General features: G+C 38.1%; 20 protein-coding genes. 17 read left to right on the top strand and 3 right to left on the bottom strand.

Annotated elements, in window-relative coordinates; translation table 11 throughout:
- The first annotated feature begins 115 nt into the window (after positions 1–115).
- The 7 genes from ACQKNX_RS18410 (at position 116) to ACQKNX_RS18380 (ending at position 7,727) form a co-directional block, all read left to right on the top strand.
- Entirely contained in the window at positions 116–802 is a 687-nt protein-coding gene (locus ACQKNX_RS18410; protein WP_427430201.1) for a response regulator, read from the top strand.
- On the top strand, positions 786–2,210 hold the full coding sequence (locus tag ACQKNX_RS18405; protein WP_427430095.1) for an ATP-binding protein: 1,425 nt from the start codon (positions 786–788) through the stop codon (positions 2,208–2,210). Before ACQKNX_RS18410 ends, ACQKNX_RS18405 begins: the two co-directional genes overlap by 17 nt.
- A 186-nt stretch (positions 2,211–2,396) precedes the next feature.
- Positions 2,397–3,260: a peptidylprolyl isomerase gene (locus tag ACQKNX_RS18400; protein ID WP_427430094.1), complete on the top strand. Its 864-nt coding sequence runs from the start codon at positions 2,397–2,399 to the stop codon at positions 3,258–3,260.
- An 18-nt stretch (positions 3,261–3,278) separates the two neighbouring features.
- Positions 3,279–3,980 (top strand): polyphosphate polymerase domain-containing protein, encoded by a 702-nt coding sequence (locus ACQKNX_RS18395; protein WP_427430093.1) that lies wholly within the window; start codon positions 3,279–3,281, stop codon positions 3,978–3,980.
- A gap of 16 nt (positions 3,981–3,996) precedes the next feature.
- The gene (locus ACQKNX_RS18390) at positions 3,997–4,680 is read left to right on the top strand and encodes a DUF4956 domain-containing protein (RefSeq protein WP_173479225.1); all 684 of its coding nucleotides are present in this window, start codon (positions 3,997–3,999) and stop codon (positions 4,678–4,680) included.
- A 48-nt stretch (positions 4,681–4,728) separates the two neighbouring features.
- Positions 4,729–6,738 carry a CotH kinase family protein gene (locus ACQKNX_RS18385; RefSeq protein WP_427430092.1) on the top strand — a complete coding sequence of 670 codons (2,010 nt, stop codon included), beginning with the start codon at positions 4,729–4,731 and terminating at the stop codon, positions 6,736–6,738.
- A 386-nt stretch (positions 6,739–7,124) separates the two neighbouring features.
- Positions 7,125–7,727, top strand: a complete 603-nt coding sequence (locus ACQKNX_RS18380) for a class I SAM-dependent methyltransferase (RefSeq protein ID WP_427430090.1) — start codon at positions 7,125–7,127, stop codon at positions 7,725–7,727.
- A gap of 150 nt (positions 7,728–7,877) precedes the next feature.
- Here ACQKNX_RS18380 and ACQKNX_RS18375 read toward each other — a convergent pair whose 3' ends face one another.
- Positions 7,878–9,305 (bottom strand): cryptochrome/photolyase family protein, encoded by a 1,428-nt coding sequence (locus ACQKNX_RS18375; protein WP_427430089.1) that lies wholly within the window; start codon positions 9,303–9,305, stop codon positions 7,878–7,880.
- 50 nt (positions 9,306–9,355) lie between these two features.
- Here ACQKNX_RS18375 and ACQKNX_RS18370 point away from each other — a divergent pair, with 50 nt between their 5' ends.
- From ACQKNX_RS18370 to ACQKNX_RS18340, 7 genes are all read left to right on the top strand, one after another.
- Entirely contained in the window at positions 9,356–9,790 is a 435-nt protein-coding gene (locus tag ACQKNX_RS18370; protein WP_427430088.1) for a hypothetical protein, read from the top strand.
- A gap of 307 nt (positions 9,791–10,097) precedes the next feature.
- Positions 10,098–11,321: an ABC transporter substrate-binding protein gene (locus ACQKNX_RS18365; protein ID WP_427430087.1), complete on the top strand. Its 1,224-nt coding sequence runs from the start codon at positions 10,098–10,100 to the stop codon at positions 11,319–11,321.
- Between the two features lie 213 nt (positions 11,322–11,534).
- Positions 11,535–12,410 carry a branched-chain amino acid ABC transporter permease gene (locus ACQKNX_RS18360; RefSeq protein ID WP_340821697.1) on the top strand — a complete coding sequence of 292 codons (876 nt, stop codon included), beginning with the start codon at positions 11,535–11,537 and terminating at the stop codon, positions 12,408–12,410.
- A 13-nt stretch (positions 12,411–12,423) separates the two neighbouring features.
- A complete protein-coding gene (locus ACQKNX_RS18355) occupies positions 12,424–13,359 on the top strand; it encodes a branched-chain amino acid ABC transporter permease (RefSeq protein ID WP_340826395.1) in 936 nt (311 codons plus the stop codon).
- The gene (locus ACQKNX_RS18350; RefSeq protein ID WP_340821698.1) at positions 13,359–14,138 is read left to right on the top strand and encodes an ABC transporter ATP-binding protein; all 780 of its coding nucleotides are present in this window, start codon (positions 13,359–13,361) and stop codon (positions 14,136–14,138) included. Before ACQKNX_RS18355 ends, ACQKNX_RS18350 begins: the two co-directional genes overlap by 1 nt.
- Entirely contained in the window at positions 14,138–14,845 is a 708-nt protein-coding gene (locus ACQKNX_RS18345) for an ABC transporter ATP-binding protein (protein ID WP_402891102.1), read from the top strand. The genes ACQKNX_RS18350 and ACQKNX_RS18345 overlap by 1 nt, the downstream gene beginning before the upstream one ends.
- A 123-nt stretch (positions 14,846–14,968) precedes the next feature.
- A complete protein-coding gene (locus ACQKNX_RS18340; protein ID WP_427430086.1) occupies positions 14,969–15,466 on the top strand; it encodes a cupin domain-containing protein in 498 nt (165 codons plus the stop codon).
- Between the two features lie 290 nt (positions 15,467–15,756).
- On the opposite strand, the gene ACQKNX_RS18335 is transcribed toward ACQKNX_RS18340, so the two are convergent.
- The gene (locus tag ACQKNX_RS18335; protein ID WP_427430085.1) at positions 15,757–16,476 is read right to left on the bottom strand and encodes a DUF6904 family protein; all 720 of its coding nucleotides are present in this window, start codon (positions 16,474–16,476) and stop codon (positions 15,757–15,759) included.
- Between the two features lie 22 nt (positions 16,477–16,498).
- Positions 16,499–17,200 carry a 23S rRNA pseudouridine(2604) synthase RluF gene (gene rluF, locus ACQKNX_RS18330; protein WP_427430084.1) on the bottom strand — a complete coding sequence of 234 codons (702 nt, stop codon included), beginning with the start codon at positions 17,198–17,200 and terminating at the stop codon, positions 16,499–16,501.
- Positions 17,201–17,443: 243 nt separating this feature from the next.
- Between rluF and adh the strand changes: the two genes are divergently transcribed.
- The 3 genes from adh (at position 17,444) to ACQKNX_RS18315 (ending at position 20,644) form a co-directional block, all read left to right on the top strand.
- Positions 17,444–18,964: an aldehyde dehydrogenase gene (gene adh / locus ACQKNX_RS18325; protein ID WP_427430083.1), complete on the top strand. Its 1,521-nt coding sequence runs from the start codon at positions 17,444–17,446 to the stop codon at positions 18,962–18,964.
- 21 nt (positions 18,965–18,985) lie between these two features.
- Positions 18,986–19,348, top strand: coding sequence for a DUF779 domain-containing protein (locus ACQKNX_RS18320; protein WP_427430082.1), 363 nt, complete (start codon positions 18,986–18,988; stop codon positions 19,346–19,348).
- Between the two features lie 327 nt (positions 19,349–19,675).
- Entirely contained in the window at positions 19,676–20,644 is a 969-nt protein-coding gene (locus ACQKNX_RS18315) for a DUF4003 family protein (protein WP_427430081.1), read from the top strand.
- The last annotated feature ends 24 nt before the right edge of the window (positions 20,645–20,668 follow it).

The following is a 20,668-nucleotide window of genomic DNA, read 5'->3' as shown; positions in this document are numbered from 1 at the left end:
AAGTCTGTTTTCAAATATACATATAGAGCATTCTTCTGTAGAGCTTGCTGACATTTGGCTGACATAAACAGATGCTATAATAAAAAATCAACAAGCCGTGGCGGGGTGAAAAATGATGACCAAAATATTAGTGGTGGAAGATGAATTCGCAATTAGCCAAGTATTGAAGGCCTATTTGCAAAAGGTTGGATATGAAGTTGTACAATGCTTTACGGGTGGTCAGGCAATAGAAGTGTTTATGGAACATCAGCCTGATTTAGTATTATTAGATATTATGTTACCTGAAAAAAACGGCTGGACGATTTTACGAGAAATTCGGAATGAGAGCGCTTGTCCAGTGATTATGCTAACTGCGTTAGGGGATGTAAATTACCGTTTAGAAGGTTTCGATCAAGGTGCAGACGATTATATTCCTAAACCGTTTATAGCTGACGAAGTTGTCGCGCGAGTAAAGGCTGTATTAAGGCGAGCTGAAAACAATCATGGAACAACTTTAAAGAAGCGATTCGGTCAGTTGGAAATTGATATGCAGGCGCATCAAGTGCACCTCAATGGTCAAGAAATTGTGTTAACACCGCGGGATTTATCGGTGCTCTTATTTTTAGCAGAACATCCAAATCAAACATTTACACGGGATCAGCTCATTGAACAAGTGTGGGGCTGGGAATATGAGGGCAGTGATCGAGCCGTCGATTTAGCGGTGAAGCGATTACGTAAAGCACTTATAGACTGGGATGAAGCAGAAGGAGAGATTAAAACATTACGTGGATTGGGGTATCAGTTAAGTGTTCAAAAAAAATAGGCGAATCTCCTTACTCAACTATTGGACGAGACGTTATTTACTTACACTCTTTATAGGGCTAGCCATTATCTCTTTAATTTCCGCTAGCTGGATACGTCACACAGCTTTTGAAAATCGGCTGGATTTAATGAATTTTATAGCGGAAGAAACAGTTTATCGTTTGACGGATACAACTGGTTCAAATGCACCTACAGATGGCATACCAGGCTTTATCGGGAATCGTGAACGATATAATATGAGAGAAATTGATCCAATATTATATGTAGCCGATGTAAAAGGCAATGTTCTGACGAGTAATCGACCGATGCCTCCAGGAAGCACTAATAATGTTGCTAACCTATTAGATAATGAAGAAGGAACGAAGAAGATACTAGTCGAAGTCGATAGCAAAAAGACGGTTCAGTATGTAGTGAAAAAGAAGATAGAAAAGGATAATAACGTAGTCGGATGGGTGCTTGTGCTAGAGAAAAAGGAAAATTTGACAAAAGTTCAACAAGAGTATGGTCAACTTGCCTTACTAATTGGAGCTCTTGCTGTCCTAGGCTGGGGAGCGATCTATTTCTTATCAAAGCGTTTAGTACGTCCAATTAAGCAGGTAGCTGAAGCGGCTAAACAAGTACAAGAAGGCAATTATACATTTGATTTACCTCAAAATAATAAAGAAGAAGAAATTTTCGAGCTTGTTACATCGTTTAAGGAAATGGCCAATAAACTAGAACAATTAGAGAGAACGCGAACAGAGTTGCTTGCTGGTGTGACGCATGAGCTAAAAACGCCTGTTACGTCCATTAGTGGGCTTTTGCAGGCTGTAAGAGATGGTGTTGTAACTGGTAAAGACGCAGAAGAATTTATTCAAATGGCATTGCTTGAAACGACGAAAATGAAAACGATGGTTGGAGATTTACTAGCTTTTAATAGTTTTGCAGTAGATGCGATCCCTGTTAAGCTCGTCACCGGGAACGTCAATCATCTTGTGCGAGATGCTGTGGCACAGTGGGAAGTGATGGAGGATGAACAAAACGTTAAAATACAAGTAAATTATCTTCTGGAGTCAGTAAATGTGCAGACAGATGTTGTACGTATGCAACAAATATTCACAAACCTTTTAACAAATGCAAAGCAAGCAATGCAGGAAGGTTTAGTGACGATTACATTAAGGCAAAAACTTGATAGTGTCATAATTGCTGTTAAAGATACAGGGAACGGAATAACTCAAGAAGATCAGGCATTTATTTTCGAACGATTTTATAGAGGGGAAAATAAAAAATACGCTGTTCGAGGGCTAGGCTTAGGTTTACCATTAAGTAAAATGATGGCTCAATCAATTGGTGGTGATTTACGTTTAGTTGAAAGTAATCCAACAGGAACATGCTTTGAATTAACCTTATTAAAGGCTACTACGCTGTAACGGCGTGGTGGCTTTTTTTGTTGCGCTGTATGTGAGAAGAAGGGGATTTGTAAAGCTATTATAAAGATTCGCTAATGGAAATGTAAAAATTTTTGAAGGAATTGTAAAGCTGACATCTGACTGACACATAAGCACTTTATAGTAATCAATGTAAACGAGAAAATAAACGAAAGGATGTTATAGAGAATGACTATAAATTCAAGGTTTATCAAGATATTTGCTGTTCCCGTTGCATTAGCAATGCTATTAACTGGATGTGGAGAGAGTAGCGATTATGTGGCAACGGTGGACGGTGAGAAGATTCTCCAGACAGAGCTAGATGAGGCATTGCGCGATCAATATGGCGCAGACGTGTTAGACACACTCATAAACAATAAAATTGTCGAGCTTGAGGCGACAAAAGAGGGCATTACCGTATCGGATGACGCCATTCAAGCGGAATATGATGAGCTTGTAGAATCTTATGGCGGAGAGGATTCTTTACAAGAGGCACTCGATGCAAATGGTTTAACAAAGGAAAGTGTTAAGGAAAATATTCGTATGTATCAGCTGACGAAAGATGTTATTGCGGCAAGCGTTGATATTTCGGATGAGGAATTAACGCAATACTTCGAGGAAAACAAGGACGACTACGGTCAACAGGAACAAGTAGTAGCTAGCCATATTTTCCTTGAAGATGAAGCAACTGCAAAAGAGGTTGAAGCGAAGATAAAAGCTGGTGAGGACTTTGCTGAGCTAGCGAAAGCCTATTCAACAGATACAGATACAAGTGAAGATGGTGGCGATTTAGGCTATATTAGTCGCGGTCAGATGGATGAGCAGTTCGAAGAGGCTGCATTTGCTCTGGAAAAAGGGGCCGTTAGTAGTGTGGTGCAATCAGCAGAAGGCTATCACATCATTAAAGTGACAGATAAAGTGCCTGCAGAAGAAGCGGTATTTGAAGATGTCAAAGATGAAGTTTATGAAACAGTATTGGAATCACGTATCAATGAAGAATATATGACTTGGCTAACTGAAAAACAAGAGCAATACAAGATTGTAAAGAAATAGTAGGAAGGAGAAAATATCATGCCTAAACTGACATCATTTAACCCGAATGGTCGGAAGGAAATTAAACAGGCTATCTCATATCCGGACTACGCACTTTTGAAAAGCAAAATCCAGCATTTGATGAAGCTAGATCACAATGCAGGTCCGGATGGAAAATATTTAATTCGAAGCACATACTTCGATAATTTTGCTAACAAAGTTTTGAATGAAAAAAAAGAAGGGTTTATTAATCGAGATAAATACCGAGTACGTATTTATGGGAAATCCGCGGCTTTGGTGAATTTAGAGCGTAAAAGTAAGCGCAATAATTTAACGTTTAAAACGAAGTGTGTAATCTCACAGACGGAGTACGAAAAAATGCGTACCGGTGAAATTGCATGGATGGAAAATGATGACCGTGTTTTAATACGAGAATTATTTCATGAGATGAAATTTCACCAAATTAAGCCGACGACGGTTGTCGATTATGAGCGAGAGGCGTACATTTATCCCTTTGGCAATGTACGTATAACATTCGATAGTAAGGTGCAGTCAAGCCTTCGCAATACAGATATGTTCAGTAGAAATCTGCCTATGGTAGATGTGCTAGAACCGAACCTTGTCATATTAGAAGTGAAATATGATGAGTACTTGCCAGACATTATTAAATATTTACTACAATCAGTGGATACACGTGCTGAAGCATATTCAAAATACCAGCTTAGCCGTATGCATGTATAAAAAGGAGAAATGAAAAATGGATAATATGAATTTTAGTGATATTTTTAAATCAAATTTTCTAGAGAAAACAACATCATTTTCATTAACAGATTCAATCATTGGACTAGTTGTTGCTTTCTTTGTTGGGCTATTTATTTACGCTGTATATAAGAAAACCTTTAATGGTGTTATTTATTCGCACTCGTTTAATATATCGTTGCTCATTATGACTATGGCAACATCGCTCGTTATTATGGGTATTAGTTCAAACGTCTTGTTGTCACTTGGTATGGTAGGTGCATTATCAATTGTTCGTTTCCGTACACCTATTAAAGATCCAATGGATTTAGTGTATATTTTCTGGGCAATAGTGTCAGGTATTCTTTGTGGGGCAGGATTCATTCCACTTGTTATTATTGGCGCAATATTGATTGGTCTAGTTCTACTAGTATTAGTGAATAAAATTACGATTGAAAATCCTTACTTATTAATTGTGAAATTTGAAGAAGATTTAGCTTGTGAAGAAGTGGAGCGTATCATTGCTGCACAGTCTAAAAAGTACGCGTTAAAATCAAAATCAATTATTCAAAATGATGAAATCGAAACAACATATGAAATTCGCGTGAAACAAAATGATGCAAAATTTATGGACAATTTAACAAAAGTACCTGGTGTAAAATCAGCAATTATGCTTAGCTACGATGGTAACTTTACAGCGTAATGAAAGTGAATGATAGTTTTCTAACTACGAGCAAGAGAGGTGCAGTCAATGATTAAAAATCGAATTGTCTATACCAGTATGGCGATTCTCCTCCTACTCTTTGGCGTGATGGTTGCTGTGCTTCCAAACTTAGGCATTGAAACGAAAAATACGGAATATTCCTATGAGACGCTTGTGTTCAATAAAAGCAAAGTAACAACGGTTGATATTGAAATACCTCAAGAGGACTGGGAGGACATGCTGGAAAACGCTGCTGATGAGGAGCTAAAGCAGGCCAATATTACAATAAACGGCAAGACAATAGAAAATGTAGCGATTCGTACAAAAGGAAATTTATCGTTACGTTCTGTTGTCAATAGCGACTCCGATCGTTATAGCTTGAAAGTGGATTTTGACTATTACGATGATAATCAAAGCTTATACGGCTTAAAAAAATTAAATTTAAACAATAATTACAGTGATTCAACTTTAATGCGAGAATATATTTCATATGAGCTCATGGAAAAAATGGGCTTACCGACACCTGCCCATTCTTATATGTATGTTACGGTGAATGGCGAAGAACGTGGCTTATATTTAGGAGTAGAAGCGGTCGATGAAACTTTTTTAGCGAATAATTACAGTTCCAATGACGGATTTTTATTTAAACCAGATGGTACAGGTAGTGATTTAAAATATATTAGCGATAATATTGCCGACTATACTGGAATTGGTTTAAAAACAAATGAAGACAATGTTGAAAACTCGAAGCTAACAGAAATGTTAGATGCGATAAATAACGGCGGAGATATTGAGAAGTATATTGATGTCGATGAAATGCTGCGCTACTTTGCTGTTAATACAGCGCTAGTAAATCTAGATAGTTACCAAGGGAATATGAAACACAACTATTATTTGTATGAAAATAATGGCGTATTCTCTATAATACCGTGGGATTATAATATGTCATTCGGCGGCTTTGGTGCTGGCGGTGGTGGAATGGGCGGCGGTAATCCAAATCAAATGCGGGGAAATGCGAATAATGAATTACCTGCAGAAGGACAGACGGAGGAAAACGCAGACACACCAGCTATGAAACAACCACAAGAAGGACAACCAAATGGAGAGCAACCACAAGGTGGTCAGCCAAATGGAGAGCAACTACAAGGTGGTCAATCGAACGGTGAGCAGCCACAAAGTGGTCAACCAAATGGAGAGCAACCACAAGGTGGTCAACCGAACGGTGAGCAGCCACAAGGTGGTCAACCAAATGGCGAACAATCACAAGATGGTCAGTCAAACGACGAGCAGACACAAGATGGGCAACCAAACGCCAATCGCAATAAAGGGAACTTCGACATGGGCGGTGGTATGTCTAGTAATCTTATGGCAGATAGTGCAATAAACTTTAGCATAACTACACCTGTATCTGGGACAACCTTAGAAGAGCGCCCACTTTTAAATGCGCTACTGTCCAATGAAACATATCGCGCTAAGTATGAAAGTTATTTAGAGCAACTCGCAACAACTTATTTAACAGAAGATTATATACAGTCGATTACGAACAACTTAGCGATGCTATTAACAAGCTATGAAGAAGCAGATCCTACAAAATTTTATACAACAGAGGAGTTTTTAGAAGGTGTGGCAGGGGACAACAGTCTACCTGAATTTGCTAAACAACGTTCTGCATCGATCTTAAAACAACTGTCGGGTGAATTAGTTGTAGAAACAAGTGCGACTGCCCAAGATAACAGGGGTATGCCAAATGGTGACACAAATAATGAGGCAAATGGAAATGAAATGCAAATGCCTGACGATTTTGATCCAAGCCAATTACCAGCAGACTTCGACCCATCACAAATGCCTGAGGGCGGCATGGGCAATGAGCAAGGCGGAGGAGATAAAGGTGGTCCTATGCAACGTCCTGATGGAAATGGGGGACCTAACCAAGGTAATGGACAGGCTACGCAAGAAGCAACAATCGATAAAAGTACAGTGCTAACAGCTACCGCAACGTTTTCATTTTTAGTGGCTGCACTCCTCTTTGTTTTTAGATTTAATCGTAGAGGACGTTAAAAATACACCATATTCAAACGTTTTAATATGGTCAGAGTGTCAAAAATGGCATCAAGAGGCTTACTCTTGATGCCATTTTAGTGCCAGACACGCATGTGCTATTAAAAATCCACACAGAATCCTGTGGGAACACACTTAATGTAAGCCATAACAAACCGCACGAGAGCGAGGGTTACGGCTTACCGAGTGCCCGCAAAAAGCAGTGGATTTTTACGATTTAGGAACTTATATGATGCTAGGTATCCGTGAAAAAGTGCCAGGCACTCAAACAATTTAATCAACGATGGTTAAAGAAAAAAGGATTGTAGACAATCTTTTGGATATGGTGTTTGCTTTTTTTCATGCTAAAATAAAGCATTCTTTTTTTTCGAGGAGTATCTAAATAAATGAATGAACAACAGTTTGATAAACTTTTGCACATTAATACAATCGGAGAACAATATGGATTTCCTAAACTAGCTCATTACCATCGTTATGAGCCAACTCCCTACGCTGGATTGGAACAATTATTTACACAATATGATTTGCCTGAAAATCCAGTATTTATTGATATGGGCTGTGGAAAAGGAAGGGTCCCTATTTATATTCATCATAAATTTCACACTCCGGCAATTGGAATAGAAATGGACGCTGGCTTTTATGCAGAGGCAGAGCATAATAAGGAGAGCTACTGTCGAAAAAATGGTTCACAAGGTGCCATTTCTTTTGTTCATACTATTGCAGAAAACTACAAAATAAAGCCGTGTGATAATGTTTTTTTCTTTTTTAATCCGTTCTCCATTAATATCTTCCGAATTGTCATTCATAATATATGGGAGTCTTTTGAGCAAAATATGCGTGATATTCACATTATTTTATATTACCCACCATATGATTATTTGCAGTTTTTACATCATGGTACACCTTTTGAATTAAAACATGAGGTACATCTAGAAAATGAAACAAATATTAATGAACGTCTTTGTGTTTTTGCATTAAATAAGGCGTAACTTTAGTGGGGTTGATTTCCACTCGTGCTATTCCTACAGGAGTGTCGAGCCTTCCACTCCAATTAACTCGAACCGCCCGTTGGCTGGTGCAAATGATGTTTATTGTTTATTTTTATTGGCTTTAATTCGAAGCTTAGAGCACCAGTGGCTCTAAGCTTTTTTTATGGCGTTGTACCGTTCCAATGCACGGGCTCTGGCCGTTTTATGGTCAACGATTGGCAGCGGATAGGTGTCACCTAATGTGATACTAGCCTGCTCTAAGATAGCAGCGGGAGCTGTATGCGGAGCGTTTATATATTTTGATGGTAGGTGTGCTAATTCTGGTACCCATTTTTTTATATATGTACCATCTACATCGAATTTCTCACCCTGTAAGGAAGGATTAAAGATACGGAAATAAGGTGCGGAATCGATACCCGTGCCGCTTACCCACTGCCAGCCCATAGCATTATTTGCTGCATTAAAGTCCAGTAGCGTATGCTCAAACCATGAATAGCCTTCCTGCCAAGGCTGTAGTAAATGTTTTACTAGAAATGACGCAACAACCATTCTTACTCGATTATGCATATAGCCAGTTTCCCAAAGCTCACGCATACCAGCATCAACTAACGGATAGCCTGTTTGCCCTTTTCTCCAAGCATCCAGATGAAGACAATTAGGCTCCCATTCAAAATGCTGAAAATTACTGCGTAAAGAGAGGGTAGAAAATGAAGGATAGGACAACAGCTGATAGATTGAAAACTCTCGCCATATTAGTTGTCTTAAAAAACTTTCGACTTGTTGACCGAACGCAGCGTTATCCTCAACTTCTATTAACTCCTGACAAGTAGTCCACAGAAAACGAATACTAATATTACCCGCTGCAATAAATGGAGACATTTTAGAAATTGTTTCCTTGGTTAGGTAATCTCGCTTGTCCTTGTAGTCATATAAACCTCCCTCTATGAAAAGCTCCCATTGGTCTAATGCGCCATCCATCCCAGGCCGCCAATAATTATGAAACTTGTTATACCAGTTACCATTCAGTAGCTGCAATTGTTCTAATGCTAGAGATGATACGTTCACAGGAAAAGCTTGCATGTTAGCAGGACGTCCAAGTGGTTTACGTGCCAGCTCCTGTAAACAGCGTTTATAAAAGGAAGTGAAGATAGCATATGGTTTGTTTTGCTGATTTTGAATGGAAGTCACGTCAAATAACGTATCACCATAAAACGCTTTTACTTCAATATCATTTGCACGTAATATATTGGCTAAACGATCATCTTCGGAACGCTCAGTTTGACTAAAACGTTCGTTAAAATAAACAGCGTCAGCCTGCGTATCTAATGCCAATTGAAGTACTTGTGAAATGACATCGCCTTTTCGTAAAATAAGCTGCATGTCATAGTTACTAAATGTAATTTGGAGATTTTGAAGCGAATAGTACGTCCAAAAATGTTGAGCTGATTCTTGCTCTGGCAATTGGTCATTTTGAATATATAGGGGTAAGATGGCACCTGTATTGGCTGCATGCCATAGAGCGGGGTGATCATCTAGACGTAAATCATTGCGGAATAGCACAATTATTTTTTTATTCATATTGAATCATCCTTTTATGGATTTATTTAGATTGAAGCAAGGAGGAGCACATGAAAATACTCATCAATCGTCAAGTAATAATAGCGTCCTTTGTTGCAGGTTGTATATTTGGGGCTTTCTTCAAAGTTGTTGAAAATCTAACAGGCAGCCGTGTATATACATTACTATTAAACGTTGATTATATACCGATTTTAAAGAATTTTCGATTTCCTGAAGTAATAGAATTCGTTTTTCATCTCATTATATCGTGGTTAATAACAGCCGTATTATGCGCGATTCGTAATAAGTATAAGTGGAATAATTCTGTGTTAATAAGAAATAGTGTCTTTATACAAGTTTTTATAGGCTGTATGTTGTTCTCTACAACAATTTTCTCAAAACGGACACCGATTATAACGGATTATTTCGCTTTGAGTTGGTGGCTTATTGGTCATATTGTGTACGGGGCATTGATAGGTATACTCTTAAAAAGAAAAAATAGCTAAGAATTAAAAAGAAAGCAATTTTCGCAAAATGGATGTTAGTTTTATAGTGACAGAAAATTTTGCTTAATAGCTTTCTATTAATTCAGTGCTAATTGATAGATAATTCACAAATAACTAATTATACTGAAAAATCACTCTAGACTAAATATAAAGAATGTTTTACAATGTAAAAGGCTTAAATGAATATTATTTTGTTTCAAAAATAGATAGTTATAAATAATTATTTTTGCTATTGAGCATTAGCGAAAGATTGTTTATAATTATCAGAAATATCTAACATTTGAGAATTTTCAGGGGGAATTTAATTATGAGAGAGTACAATAAGCTTAAAAAGTTCGGTTCACTTCTAGTAGCTTCTTCACTACTTGCAGGCGTACTTGCAGGTTGCGGCGCTGGAGATAGTAATACAAGTTCAGGTGGTGGCTCATCATCTGGTGGTGGCTCAAAAGATGGAGATACAATTAAAATCGGTGCAAACCTAGAGCTTTCAGGTAACGTAGCTTCATACGGTTCATCAATTGGCTTAGGTGCAGAATTAGCTGTTAAAGAGATTAATGATGCAGGCGGTATTGATGGCAAGAAGATTGAACTTATTAAAGTAGATAACAAATCAGAAAACTCAGAGGCAACTGCAGCAGCTATTAAACTAGCAACGCAAGATAAAGTAGTAGCGATGCTAGCTCCTGCAACTTCTGGTAATACTGTTGCAACGGTTCAAATTGCAAATGACAACAAAATTCCGATTGTTACTGGTTCAGGTACAGCTCCAAACATTACAGTAAATGATGATGGCAGCGTTAATGAATATGCTTTCCGTACTTGTTTCATTGATCCATTCCAAGGGATTGTGGCTGCAAACTTTGCATCAGGTGAACTAGGTGCGAAAAACGTAGCTATCTTTGGAGATAATGCATCTGATTATGCAAAAGGTTTAGCAAAATCATTTAAAGATACAATCTCTAAAAGCGGTGGGAAAGTTGTAAAAGAGGAAGCTTATGTAGCGAAGGATACAGACTTCCGTACACAATTAACGAATATTAAATCAGCGAATCCAGACTTCATCTTTATTCCTGGATACTATGAAGAAGTTGGTCTGATTGTAAAACAGGCGCGTGAAATGGGTATTACAGTTCCACTTATGGGAGCAGACGGTTGGGATTCTCCAACTTTAATTGATTTAGCCGGAGCAGATGCACTGAATAATACGTTCATTACAAACCACTACTCTGCAGAAGACCCAGATCAAAAAATTCAAGACTTTGTAAAATCATTTAAAGCAGCGAATGGCGATAAAGCACCGGATGCATTTAACGCACTTGGCTATGATTCAATTTACTACATTGCAGATGCTATCAAACGTGCAGGCTCTACAGACGGCGAAGCAATTAAAAATGCATTAGCTGAAACAAAAGATCTTTCTTTAGTAACAGGTACTTTCTCAGTTGACAAAAACCATAACCCAATTAAAACAGCAACGGTTCTTGAATTTAAAGACGGTAAACAAGTGTTCAACTCTAAAGTAAATCCTTAATTTTTTTTAAAAAAGCAAGGGGGAGGCGGGCAACCTGCCTTCTCTTTTATTTTTTAACAGACAACTAGACTAATAAAAAAAAGCATAGATTCTAGCATAAGGAGTCGGAAATAACTTTTTATGAGGGACACGAGTTTTTCTGCATTCGATTCAACTATGTAGAAATAGGTCCCATTTTTGCATTCCTCAAAAAAAACAAAGGAGTGAACGCTCATGGAATGGATACAGCAGCTTGTGAATGGTGTTTCACTAGGTAGTATCTACGCGTTAATAGCGTTAGGGTATACGATGGTATACGGTATTATTAAGCTTATTAACTTTGCCCACGGTGATGTTTTCATGATTGGGGCATTTATTGGCTTTTACGCAATTGCTAAATGGGAGCTGGGCTTCTTACCAGCATTATTATTAGCAATGGCAGTTTGTGCAATCTTCGGTGTGTTAATCGAACGAATTGCATATAAGCGATTACGAAATGCAACGCGTATTGCGGCTTTAATTACAGCAATCGGTGTGTCGCTATTAATCGAATATACGACAATTTTCTTCAGAGGAGCGCAGCCAGCTGCATACCCTGAAGTTATTAAAAATAGAACATTCGATGTGTTCGGTGTTCAAATAAGCAGTACGTCTATTTTAATTTTATCTGTCGCTATCGTACTGATGATCCTATTACAATTCATCGTACATAAAACTAAAATTGGGAAGGCGATGCGTGCAGTTTCACATGATGCAGATGCAGCGCGCCTAATGGGCATTAACGTAGATAATACAATTTCAGCAACATTTGCAATAGGTTCTGCTTTAGCCGGTGCTGCGGGTGTTATCTTCGGTGTGTATTATACGAAAATTGACCCGTTAATGGGTGTTATTCCAGGGGTTAAAGCGTTCATCGCTGCGGTTCTTGGTGGTATTGGTATTATTCCAGGTGCAATGGTTGGCGGTATGCTATTAGGTGTCGTGGAATCAATGGTAAGTGCACTCGGATTCTCTTTATGGCGCGATGCAGCGGCATTTGTCATTTTAATTTTAATTTTGATTTTCAGACCATCGGGTATCTTTGGTAAAAACGCCCGCGAGAAAGTGTAGGTGAGCGGTAATGATGAAGAAGTCTAAAGTTTTCTGGGGCTACGCCGTATTAGCGCTAGTCATCTATGTAGTTATTCAGGCACTTATTACAACAGAAATAATTGACTTGTATTACAAAAATATGTTAATCACAATGTGTATTAACATCATGCTAGCTGTCAGCTTGCACATCGTTATCGGGGTTACTGGCCAATTCTCTATTGGGCATGCTGGTTTCCTTGCAGTTGGTGCTTATATTTCAGCTATTATTACAACAAAACTAATGCTTCCGTTCCCGTTAGCCATTTTGTTAGGAGCGCTTGCTGCAGCAGTAGCTGGTTTGATCGTAGGTATTCCAACGCTACGTTTAAAAGGGGATTATTTAGCCATTGCAACACTTGGTTTTGCTGAGATTATTCGTATCGTCTTTTTAAATACGGATTATGTTGGTGGAGCAGCAGGGATGCAGGTTAAATATTTATCGAACTGGACATATGCATTCATTGGTGTTGTATTAACTATTTTAGTGATTTCTAACTTTACAAATTCTCGTCATGGACGTGCTTGTATTTCCATTCGAGAAGATGAAATTGCTGCGGATGCGATGGGTATTAATACAACTTACTATAAAGTTGTAGCATTCGCGATTGGATCTTTCTTTGCCGGTCTTGCAGGGGCCATTTTTGCACATAACTTCTACATTATTCAGCCAACAACATTTGGTTTCTTAAAATCATTTGATATTTTAATATACGTCGTTCTAGGTGGGCTAGGAAGTCTTTCAGGTTCTGTTATCGCCGCAGTATTTTTAACGTTGATATCAACTTACCTAGCGAACTTCCCAGAAACACGAATGATTATTTACAGCTTAGTATTAATCATTGTAATGCTATATCGTCCGACTGGTTTAATGGGTACAAAAGAAATTACACACTTATTTAAGTTTGGTAAAAAAGGAGGTACAAAATAATGACTGGAAACCTTCTTATCAAAGTAGAAAATATGGGCATTCAATTCGGTGGTTTAAAGGCGGTACAGGGCGTTAATATGTACCTAAATCAAGGTGAATTAGTCGGTCTAATCGGACCAAATGGTGCAGGTAAAACTACAAGCTTTAACATGCTAACAGGGGTGTATACACCGACTGAAGGAACAATAACTTTCGATGGTTTAAAGATCAATGGGCTTGCACCATATCAAGTAACGCAAAAGGGCATTAGCCGTACGTTCCAAAATATCCGTTTATTTAAAGAATTATCTGTTTTGGATAATGTAAAAGTAGCGAACCATTCACTAGCTAAACATTCAATGTGGTCATCTATTTTCCGTTTACCTAGTCACTTTAAAGGTGAAGAAGCAATGGAACAGCAATCAACAGAATTCTTAAAAATATTTGGCTTAGATATTTATAAGAACGAACTGGCAAAAAACTTACCTTACGGGATGCAACGCCGTCTGGAAATAGCGCGTGCATTAGCTGCAAATCCAAAACTCTTATTACTGGATGAGCCAGCAGCAGGGATGAACCCACAAGAAACACATGACTTAATGGAGTTAATAGCGTTTATTCGTAAAGAGTTCGGTTTAACGATTCTGCTAATTGAGCACGATATGAGCTTAGTAATGGGAATTTGTGAACGTATTTACGTACTGGATCACGGGCAATTAATCGCTGATGGGACACCAGAGGAAATTCGCAACAATCCAAAGGTAATTGAAGCTTACCTTGGTGAGGAGGTTATCAGCTAATGCTAAAAGTACAAAATATTGATGTATTCTATGGAAATATTCAAGCATTAAAAGGCGTCTCTTTAGAAGTAAACGAGGGAGAAATTGTTACATTAATCGGTGCAAATGGAGCTGGTAAAAGTACATTATTAAAAACCTTGTCAGGATTGCAAAAACCTAAAGGGGGCATTATCGAATATGAAGGCTTCTCGATTGCAGGTAAGGCTGCGCAAACAATCGTAAAATCAGGTATTTCACATGTCCCTGAAGGTCGCCGTGTATTCGCTAATATGTCAGTAGAGGAAAACCTAGAGCTCGGAGCATATCTTCGTAATGATAAGGCGGGTATAAAGAAAGACATGGATCATGTCTTTGAGTTATTCCCTCGTCTACTGGAGCGTCGTAAACAACAGTCTGGCACATTATCTGGTGGTGAGCAGCAAATGCTCGCAATGGGTCGTGCTTTAATGGCAAAACCAAAGCTATTATTAATGGATGAGCCATCAATGGGGCTTGCACCACTTATGGTAAAAAATATCTTCAATATTATTGAAAAGGTCAATAAAGAAGGTACAACCGTATTGCTAGTAGAGCAAAATGCTAATATGGCATTATCGGTAGCTGACCGCGCATATGTACTTGAAACAGGACGTATAGTGTTAGCGGGAACTGCAAAAGAACTGCAAGAGAGTGAACAAGTAAAAGCAGCTTATTTAGGCGGCTTGTAATAATGGGGGTGTCTCGGATTTATTCGGGATACCTCTTTTTATGTTGTAAAGTGAAGGGATGGTAGATGGAAGTAGCGTTTGACCTTTACTTTTTGGTAAGGTGGAAAAAAGGAGTGAAGTTAGATGCAATATTCTGCACAATATTTTATTGAAAAATTAGCGTTAGATCAACATCCCGAGGGAGGATACTATATTTCTTCGTTTCGTTCAACAGAGGAGATAGCTGTAAGAGATGTAACAAGACCAATTTATACAAGCATTTATTTTTTATTACAATCTCAGGATATTTCCCATTTGCATCGTTTAAAATCAGATGAACTTTGGTATTATCACGCTGGTAGCCCATTAACTGTGCATATGATTTACCCTGATGGTACATATGAGAGGAAAAAGTTAGGGTTAAATTTAGAAGCGGGTGAGGTTCCTCAAGTGGCAGTGCCAAAAGGTACGATTTTTGGATCTTCCGTTGATGATGCGAATACATTTAGTTTAGTAGGCTGTATGGTAGCACCAGGGTTTGATTTTGAGGACTTTGAGCTATTTACACAAGATGAACTTTTAGCTGATTACCCGCAACATGAGACAGTTATTCGTAAAATGGCATACGAAACGATTGAATAGCAATAGCAGTTACTTTATGTAAAAAATACTTAGCTATGCTATCTGTTGTGATAGATAAAAGTTAGAAAGAACACTAGTTGATGGTAGCGAAGGCGGTGACTCCTGCGGGAACGCACGCAGCGTAAGACGCAACAAACCGCGCGTTAGCGAGGGTTGCGGCTTACGGTGTGCCCGCGGAAAGCAACCGCCGTAGCGGACATCAACGGCATAGCAAAAAAGAGTTAGAATGACTGCAGTCATTCTAACTCTTTTTCTCCTAGCATTTTTTTGAAATGAAGAAACATTAGCATCTACCATAAAATTTCTTCAGGGTAGTTTGCATTGATTGGGATTTCGTGTAGTGCTTTTTTTGTCGTACTGGCGACTTCGATTAGCTTGGATTTTAAAGCGGTGTATTCCTCATCCTCGAGCATTAAGCGAAGAGCAAAGGACGCTAATTGCACTTTACGCGCTTGCGTATGCAATTGTATGTATTCCAAATTGAGTACGTCTACATACTGCGTGGCATAACGGAAAGTCAATGGAATCTTTGTATGAAGCATCCTTAAAAATACTAAGTATTGCTCTTCAGTAAGCTCCTGCTCTAAGCAGTCAGCAACCGCTGCTTGGAATTTGCGAATTGTGGCAACATGACCATTCCAAGCAGAAGAATTGATTAGCTCCTGATGTAAGCGAATAAAATCATTTAAAGCAATTGCAGTGAAAAGGAGCTCTGGCCATAAAACCTCCGCCCCGTAATAGACATTTTTATTTGGAAAAATAATTTCGAGTCGAGAAAGTATACTTTTGTTAAGCCCATTACTCACAAATTCAAGCTGATGCTCACCCTGCATTGCTTGACGGAGATTATGACAAATACCGAGGATGCGAAGACGTGCACCTTGGTAATCATAATATTTGTTTTCATCTCCAGTTACTTTATAAATGGCGTGAATGAGTGCATCTAAATCCCAAAAATCACCGCTTATCCTTACACCTGTAAGTTGTTCAGTACTTTGAATGGAAAGCATCTCTCTATCCCCTCCAATTGCTTTATTTTGCTGTGTAATTAAGTAGTTTAAATAATTCTGTTCGCTCCTTATCAGTTAAATCGCGCCATTGTCCAACCTTTAAATTTCCAAGCTTAATGTTCATAATACGTATGCGTTGTAATCGTTTAACGGAATAGTCTAATGCAGAACACATACGACGAATTTGTCGATTTAAGCCTTGCTCTAAAATAATTTTAAACACTTTATCTGAGATTTTTTCAACGTGGCAAGGTAATGTCGTAGTATCTAAAATATCAACTCCAGCGCCCATTTTTTTGATGAATTGATCTGTAATAGGCTGATCTACTTGTACAATATATTCTTTTTCATGATGGTTTTCAGCACGTAAAATTTTGTTAACAACATCGCCATCATTTGTTAGTAATAATAATCCCTCTGATTCTTTATCCAGTCGTCCGATATGGAAAATGCGCAAAGGATGATTAATAAAATCAACGACATTTCCTTTGATATGGCGCTCTGTCGTACTTGTAATACCAACTGGTTTGTTTAAGACAATATAAACGAGTTGTTCTTCTTTTTTTACCTCTTTTCCTTCCACACAAACAATATCGCCAGTCTCTACTTGGCTGCCGACAGTAGCAAGAACACCATTTATGGTTACTTTACCTTCTTCGACCCATTTATCAGCACCACGACGAGATACGATGCCTGTTTCACTTAAGTATTTGTTAATTCTCATATTGTTCTCCTATACATTTCATATTAGCTTAAGTATACCCTATCGTTGTAAATACCGTGAATTCTAGAAGCTTTTCTACTAAAAATAAATATTATAAAAATTTATTTTAAAAAGTTGAAATAAACATTAATTTCTGACAATATAGTGGGTAAGAGAGTCTCTATGAAAATATCGTTATTTCGATATAAAATTACGATTTTTCTAGATATTTTCTCATTATTTTGTGTAAAGGGGAGAAGTAAAATGGTTTATGCATTTCCAAACACTGAAGGATCGGTAGTTCAATTCAAAGAGAAATATGATAATTACATTGGTGGAGAATGGACACCCCCAGTGAAAGGTCAATACTTCGATAATGTTACTCCTGTTACTGGACAAGTTTTTACACAAGCAGCACGTTCCTCTGCTGAGGATATAGAACTTGCACTTGATGCAGCACATGCAGCAAAAGATGCATGGGGACAAACATCCGCTACAGAGCGTGCTAACATTTTACTTAAAATTGCGGACCGTATTGAGCAAAACTTAGAAAAGTTAGCCGTTGCCGAAACATGGGATAATGGTAAAGCGGTTCGTGAAACATTAAATGCAGATATTCCTCTAGCAATTGATCATTTCCGTTATTTTGCAGGTGCTTTACGTGCACAAGAAGGCGCCCTAAGTCAAATTGATAATGATACAGTTGCTTATCATTTCCATGAGCCAATTGGGGTAGTCGGTCAAATTATTCCTTGGAACTTCCCAATATTAATGGCTGTTTGGAAACTAGCTCCTGCTCTTGCTGCTGGCAACTGTGTTGTATTAAAACCAGCTGAGCAAACACCAGTTTCGATTATGGTGCTAGTGGAGTTAATTGGTGATTTATTGCCACCAGGCGTACTAAATGTTGTGAACGGTTTCGGCTTAGAAGCTGGAAAACCGCTTGCATCTAACCCACGTATCGGCAAAATTGCCTTTACTGGTGAAACTACAACTGGCCGTTTAATTATGCAATATGCGTCACAAAACCTTATTCCAGTTACATTAGAATTGGGCGGAAAGTCTCCGAATATTTTCTTCGAAGATATTATGGATGAAGATGATGCCTTTTTAGATAAAGCAGTAGAAGGCTTTGTATTATTCGCCCTTAACCAAGGTGAGGTATGTACATGCCCTTCACGAGCGTTAATTCAAGAATCCATTTATGATAAGTTCATGGAACGTGTTATACAACGTGTCGAAGCTATTCAAGTTGGAAATCCACTTGATCCTAACACGATGATGGGCGCACAAGCTTCAAGTGAGCAGATGGAAAAAATTCTGTCTTATTTAGATATTGGTAAGCAAGAAGGCGCAGAATGTTTAATTGGTGGCGAGAAAAATAATGTAGGTGAAGGCTTTGAAAATGGCTACTACGTTAAACCAACTGTCTTTAAAGGACATAATAAAATGCGTATATTCCAAGAAGAAATTTTTGGTCCAGTTGTTGCAGTAACAACGTTTAAAACAAAAGAAGAAGCATTAGAAATTGCTAACGATACATTATATGGACTAGGCTCTGGTATTTGGACACGTGATATGAATACAGCATATCGCTTCGGTCGTGGTATTCAGGCGGGGCGTGTTTGGACAAACTGCTATCATGCATATCCAGCACATGCAGCGTTCGGTGGCTATAAAATGTCAGGTATTGGCCGTGAGACGCACAAAATGATGTTATCGCATTACCAACAAACGAAAAACTTATTGGTGAGCTATAGCGAAAATAAACTTGGTTTCTTCTAATCAGTGAGGAGGTGCTAAAGCGTGGTTGAACGTGTTTTAGCAACGGAAGAAGCGCTGGCACTAATTGAATTGTTGAAGGAAAAGCATGGACCGGTTATGTTTCATCAATCAGGTGGATGCTGCGATGGCTCTTCTCCGATGTGTTATCCTGACGGGGACTTACTATTAGGTGATCAGGATGTATGCTTAGGTAAGATTGGGGACACACCATTTTATATGCACAAAAACCAGTACGATTATTGGAAACATACGCAAATTATTTTAGACGTAGTGGAAGGGAGAGGCGGTATGTTCTCTCTTGAAGGCGTAGAAGGTAAACGTTTTTTAACAAGGTCTAGAGCATTTTCTACAGAGGAACTAAAAGAGTTAGGTTTAATTAAATAGTTTAATGACAGCGGCAAAAGCTTTTTTGTCGCTGTTTTTTTATGCTAATTTTTGTGGAAAAGTAGTTGTAGGTTTACGTTATTTGGGGAATTTCGCAATAATATATAACGCTGTAATCGTTCTTGTAGGGTCTGGGTTAATAGTAATTTTCTGATTGTCCGTTCAATCATAATATAGCCCCCCGTTCATCTTTGTTTATATTAATTAAACCATATAATACCTATTTACAAACATTAAATTATGTTTACTTTTTATGTTAATTATTACAAAACGATTGAATCTTTTCGACAGAATGTTACGTAAATAGTGAAAAGGAGTGTGTTGAAGATGGATATTGTTATAATTGAAAACCAATTTTCACAAACTGTGGAGGCGATTTCGAAAGTTGCAGGCTGGACAGTGGATCGGAAAATTATATTAGCTATTGCCAGCACATATGTTGCCTCGGATAAAGTGTTTGATGCGGAAAAATATAAAGATGTTGTAGAAGAAATGAAAAAACAAACTTCGTGGATGTCGCCATTGCGAACATCGATAGGGTACAGCATTGCGGCAAATATGATGGAGCAGGACGATACGGAACAAGCAGTAAAAACATTACTGAACAACGAAGAATTATTGAAAGATGTTAAATTTAAAAGAGGAAACTTTAGTTTTATCGGTGCTCAATTTTTAACAGAAAACGACAATGAAAAAAGGGCACATGCTCAGACTGCAAGGGCTTTGTATGAAGCGATACGCAAACATCACCGCTTCCTTACATCATTCGATGATATCCCATATACTGTGTTACTAAGTAGCCCTAATGATGATGTTGTCTTACGTGCAGAGACGATGAATCGCTACTATAAGGAATTACGGACATATCAATTTAGCGCAGGAAATGAACTTCAATGGTTATCACAAATACTGACTTTTTTATCTGCTGATTATAATAGTAATCTTGTATCTAGTGTTGCGACAATTCGTGACACATTAAAAGAGCAAGGTGTAAAAGTAAAGTATATGCATTACCCATTACTTGGCTTTTTAGCGATTCTTCAAATGAATACAGTACAGCTTCAGCAAATTGTTGATTTATATCATGAATTAAAGGGAATGAAATTGTTGAAGTGGCATCGGGAATTTGTATTGTTTATGGCCGTACAAATCGCTATTTATAATATGGCAAAAATACAACAATCACTGTCAATGGCTATTATGTCTTCTATTGAATTACTAATCCAAGCACAGCAGGCAGTGATGATATCCGCAGTTACAGCAGCCGCAATAGCGTCAAATTCTAGCACTTCATGATAAACTAAAAGGGAACAGATTATT

The sequence above is a fragment of the Lysinibacillus sp. NPDC093712 genome (genome assembly GCF_050280025.1).
In the GTDB taxonomy this organism is placed as follows: Bacteria; Bacillota; Bacilli; order Bacillales_A; family Planococcaceae; genus Lysinibacillus.
This window is presented reverse-complemented; position numbering and strand designations above follow the sequence as displayed.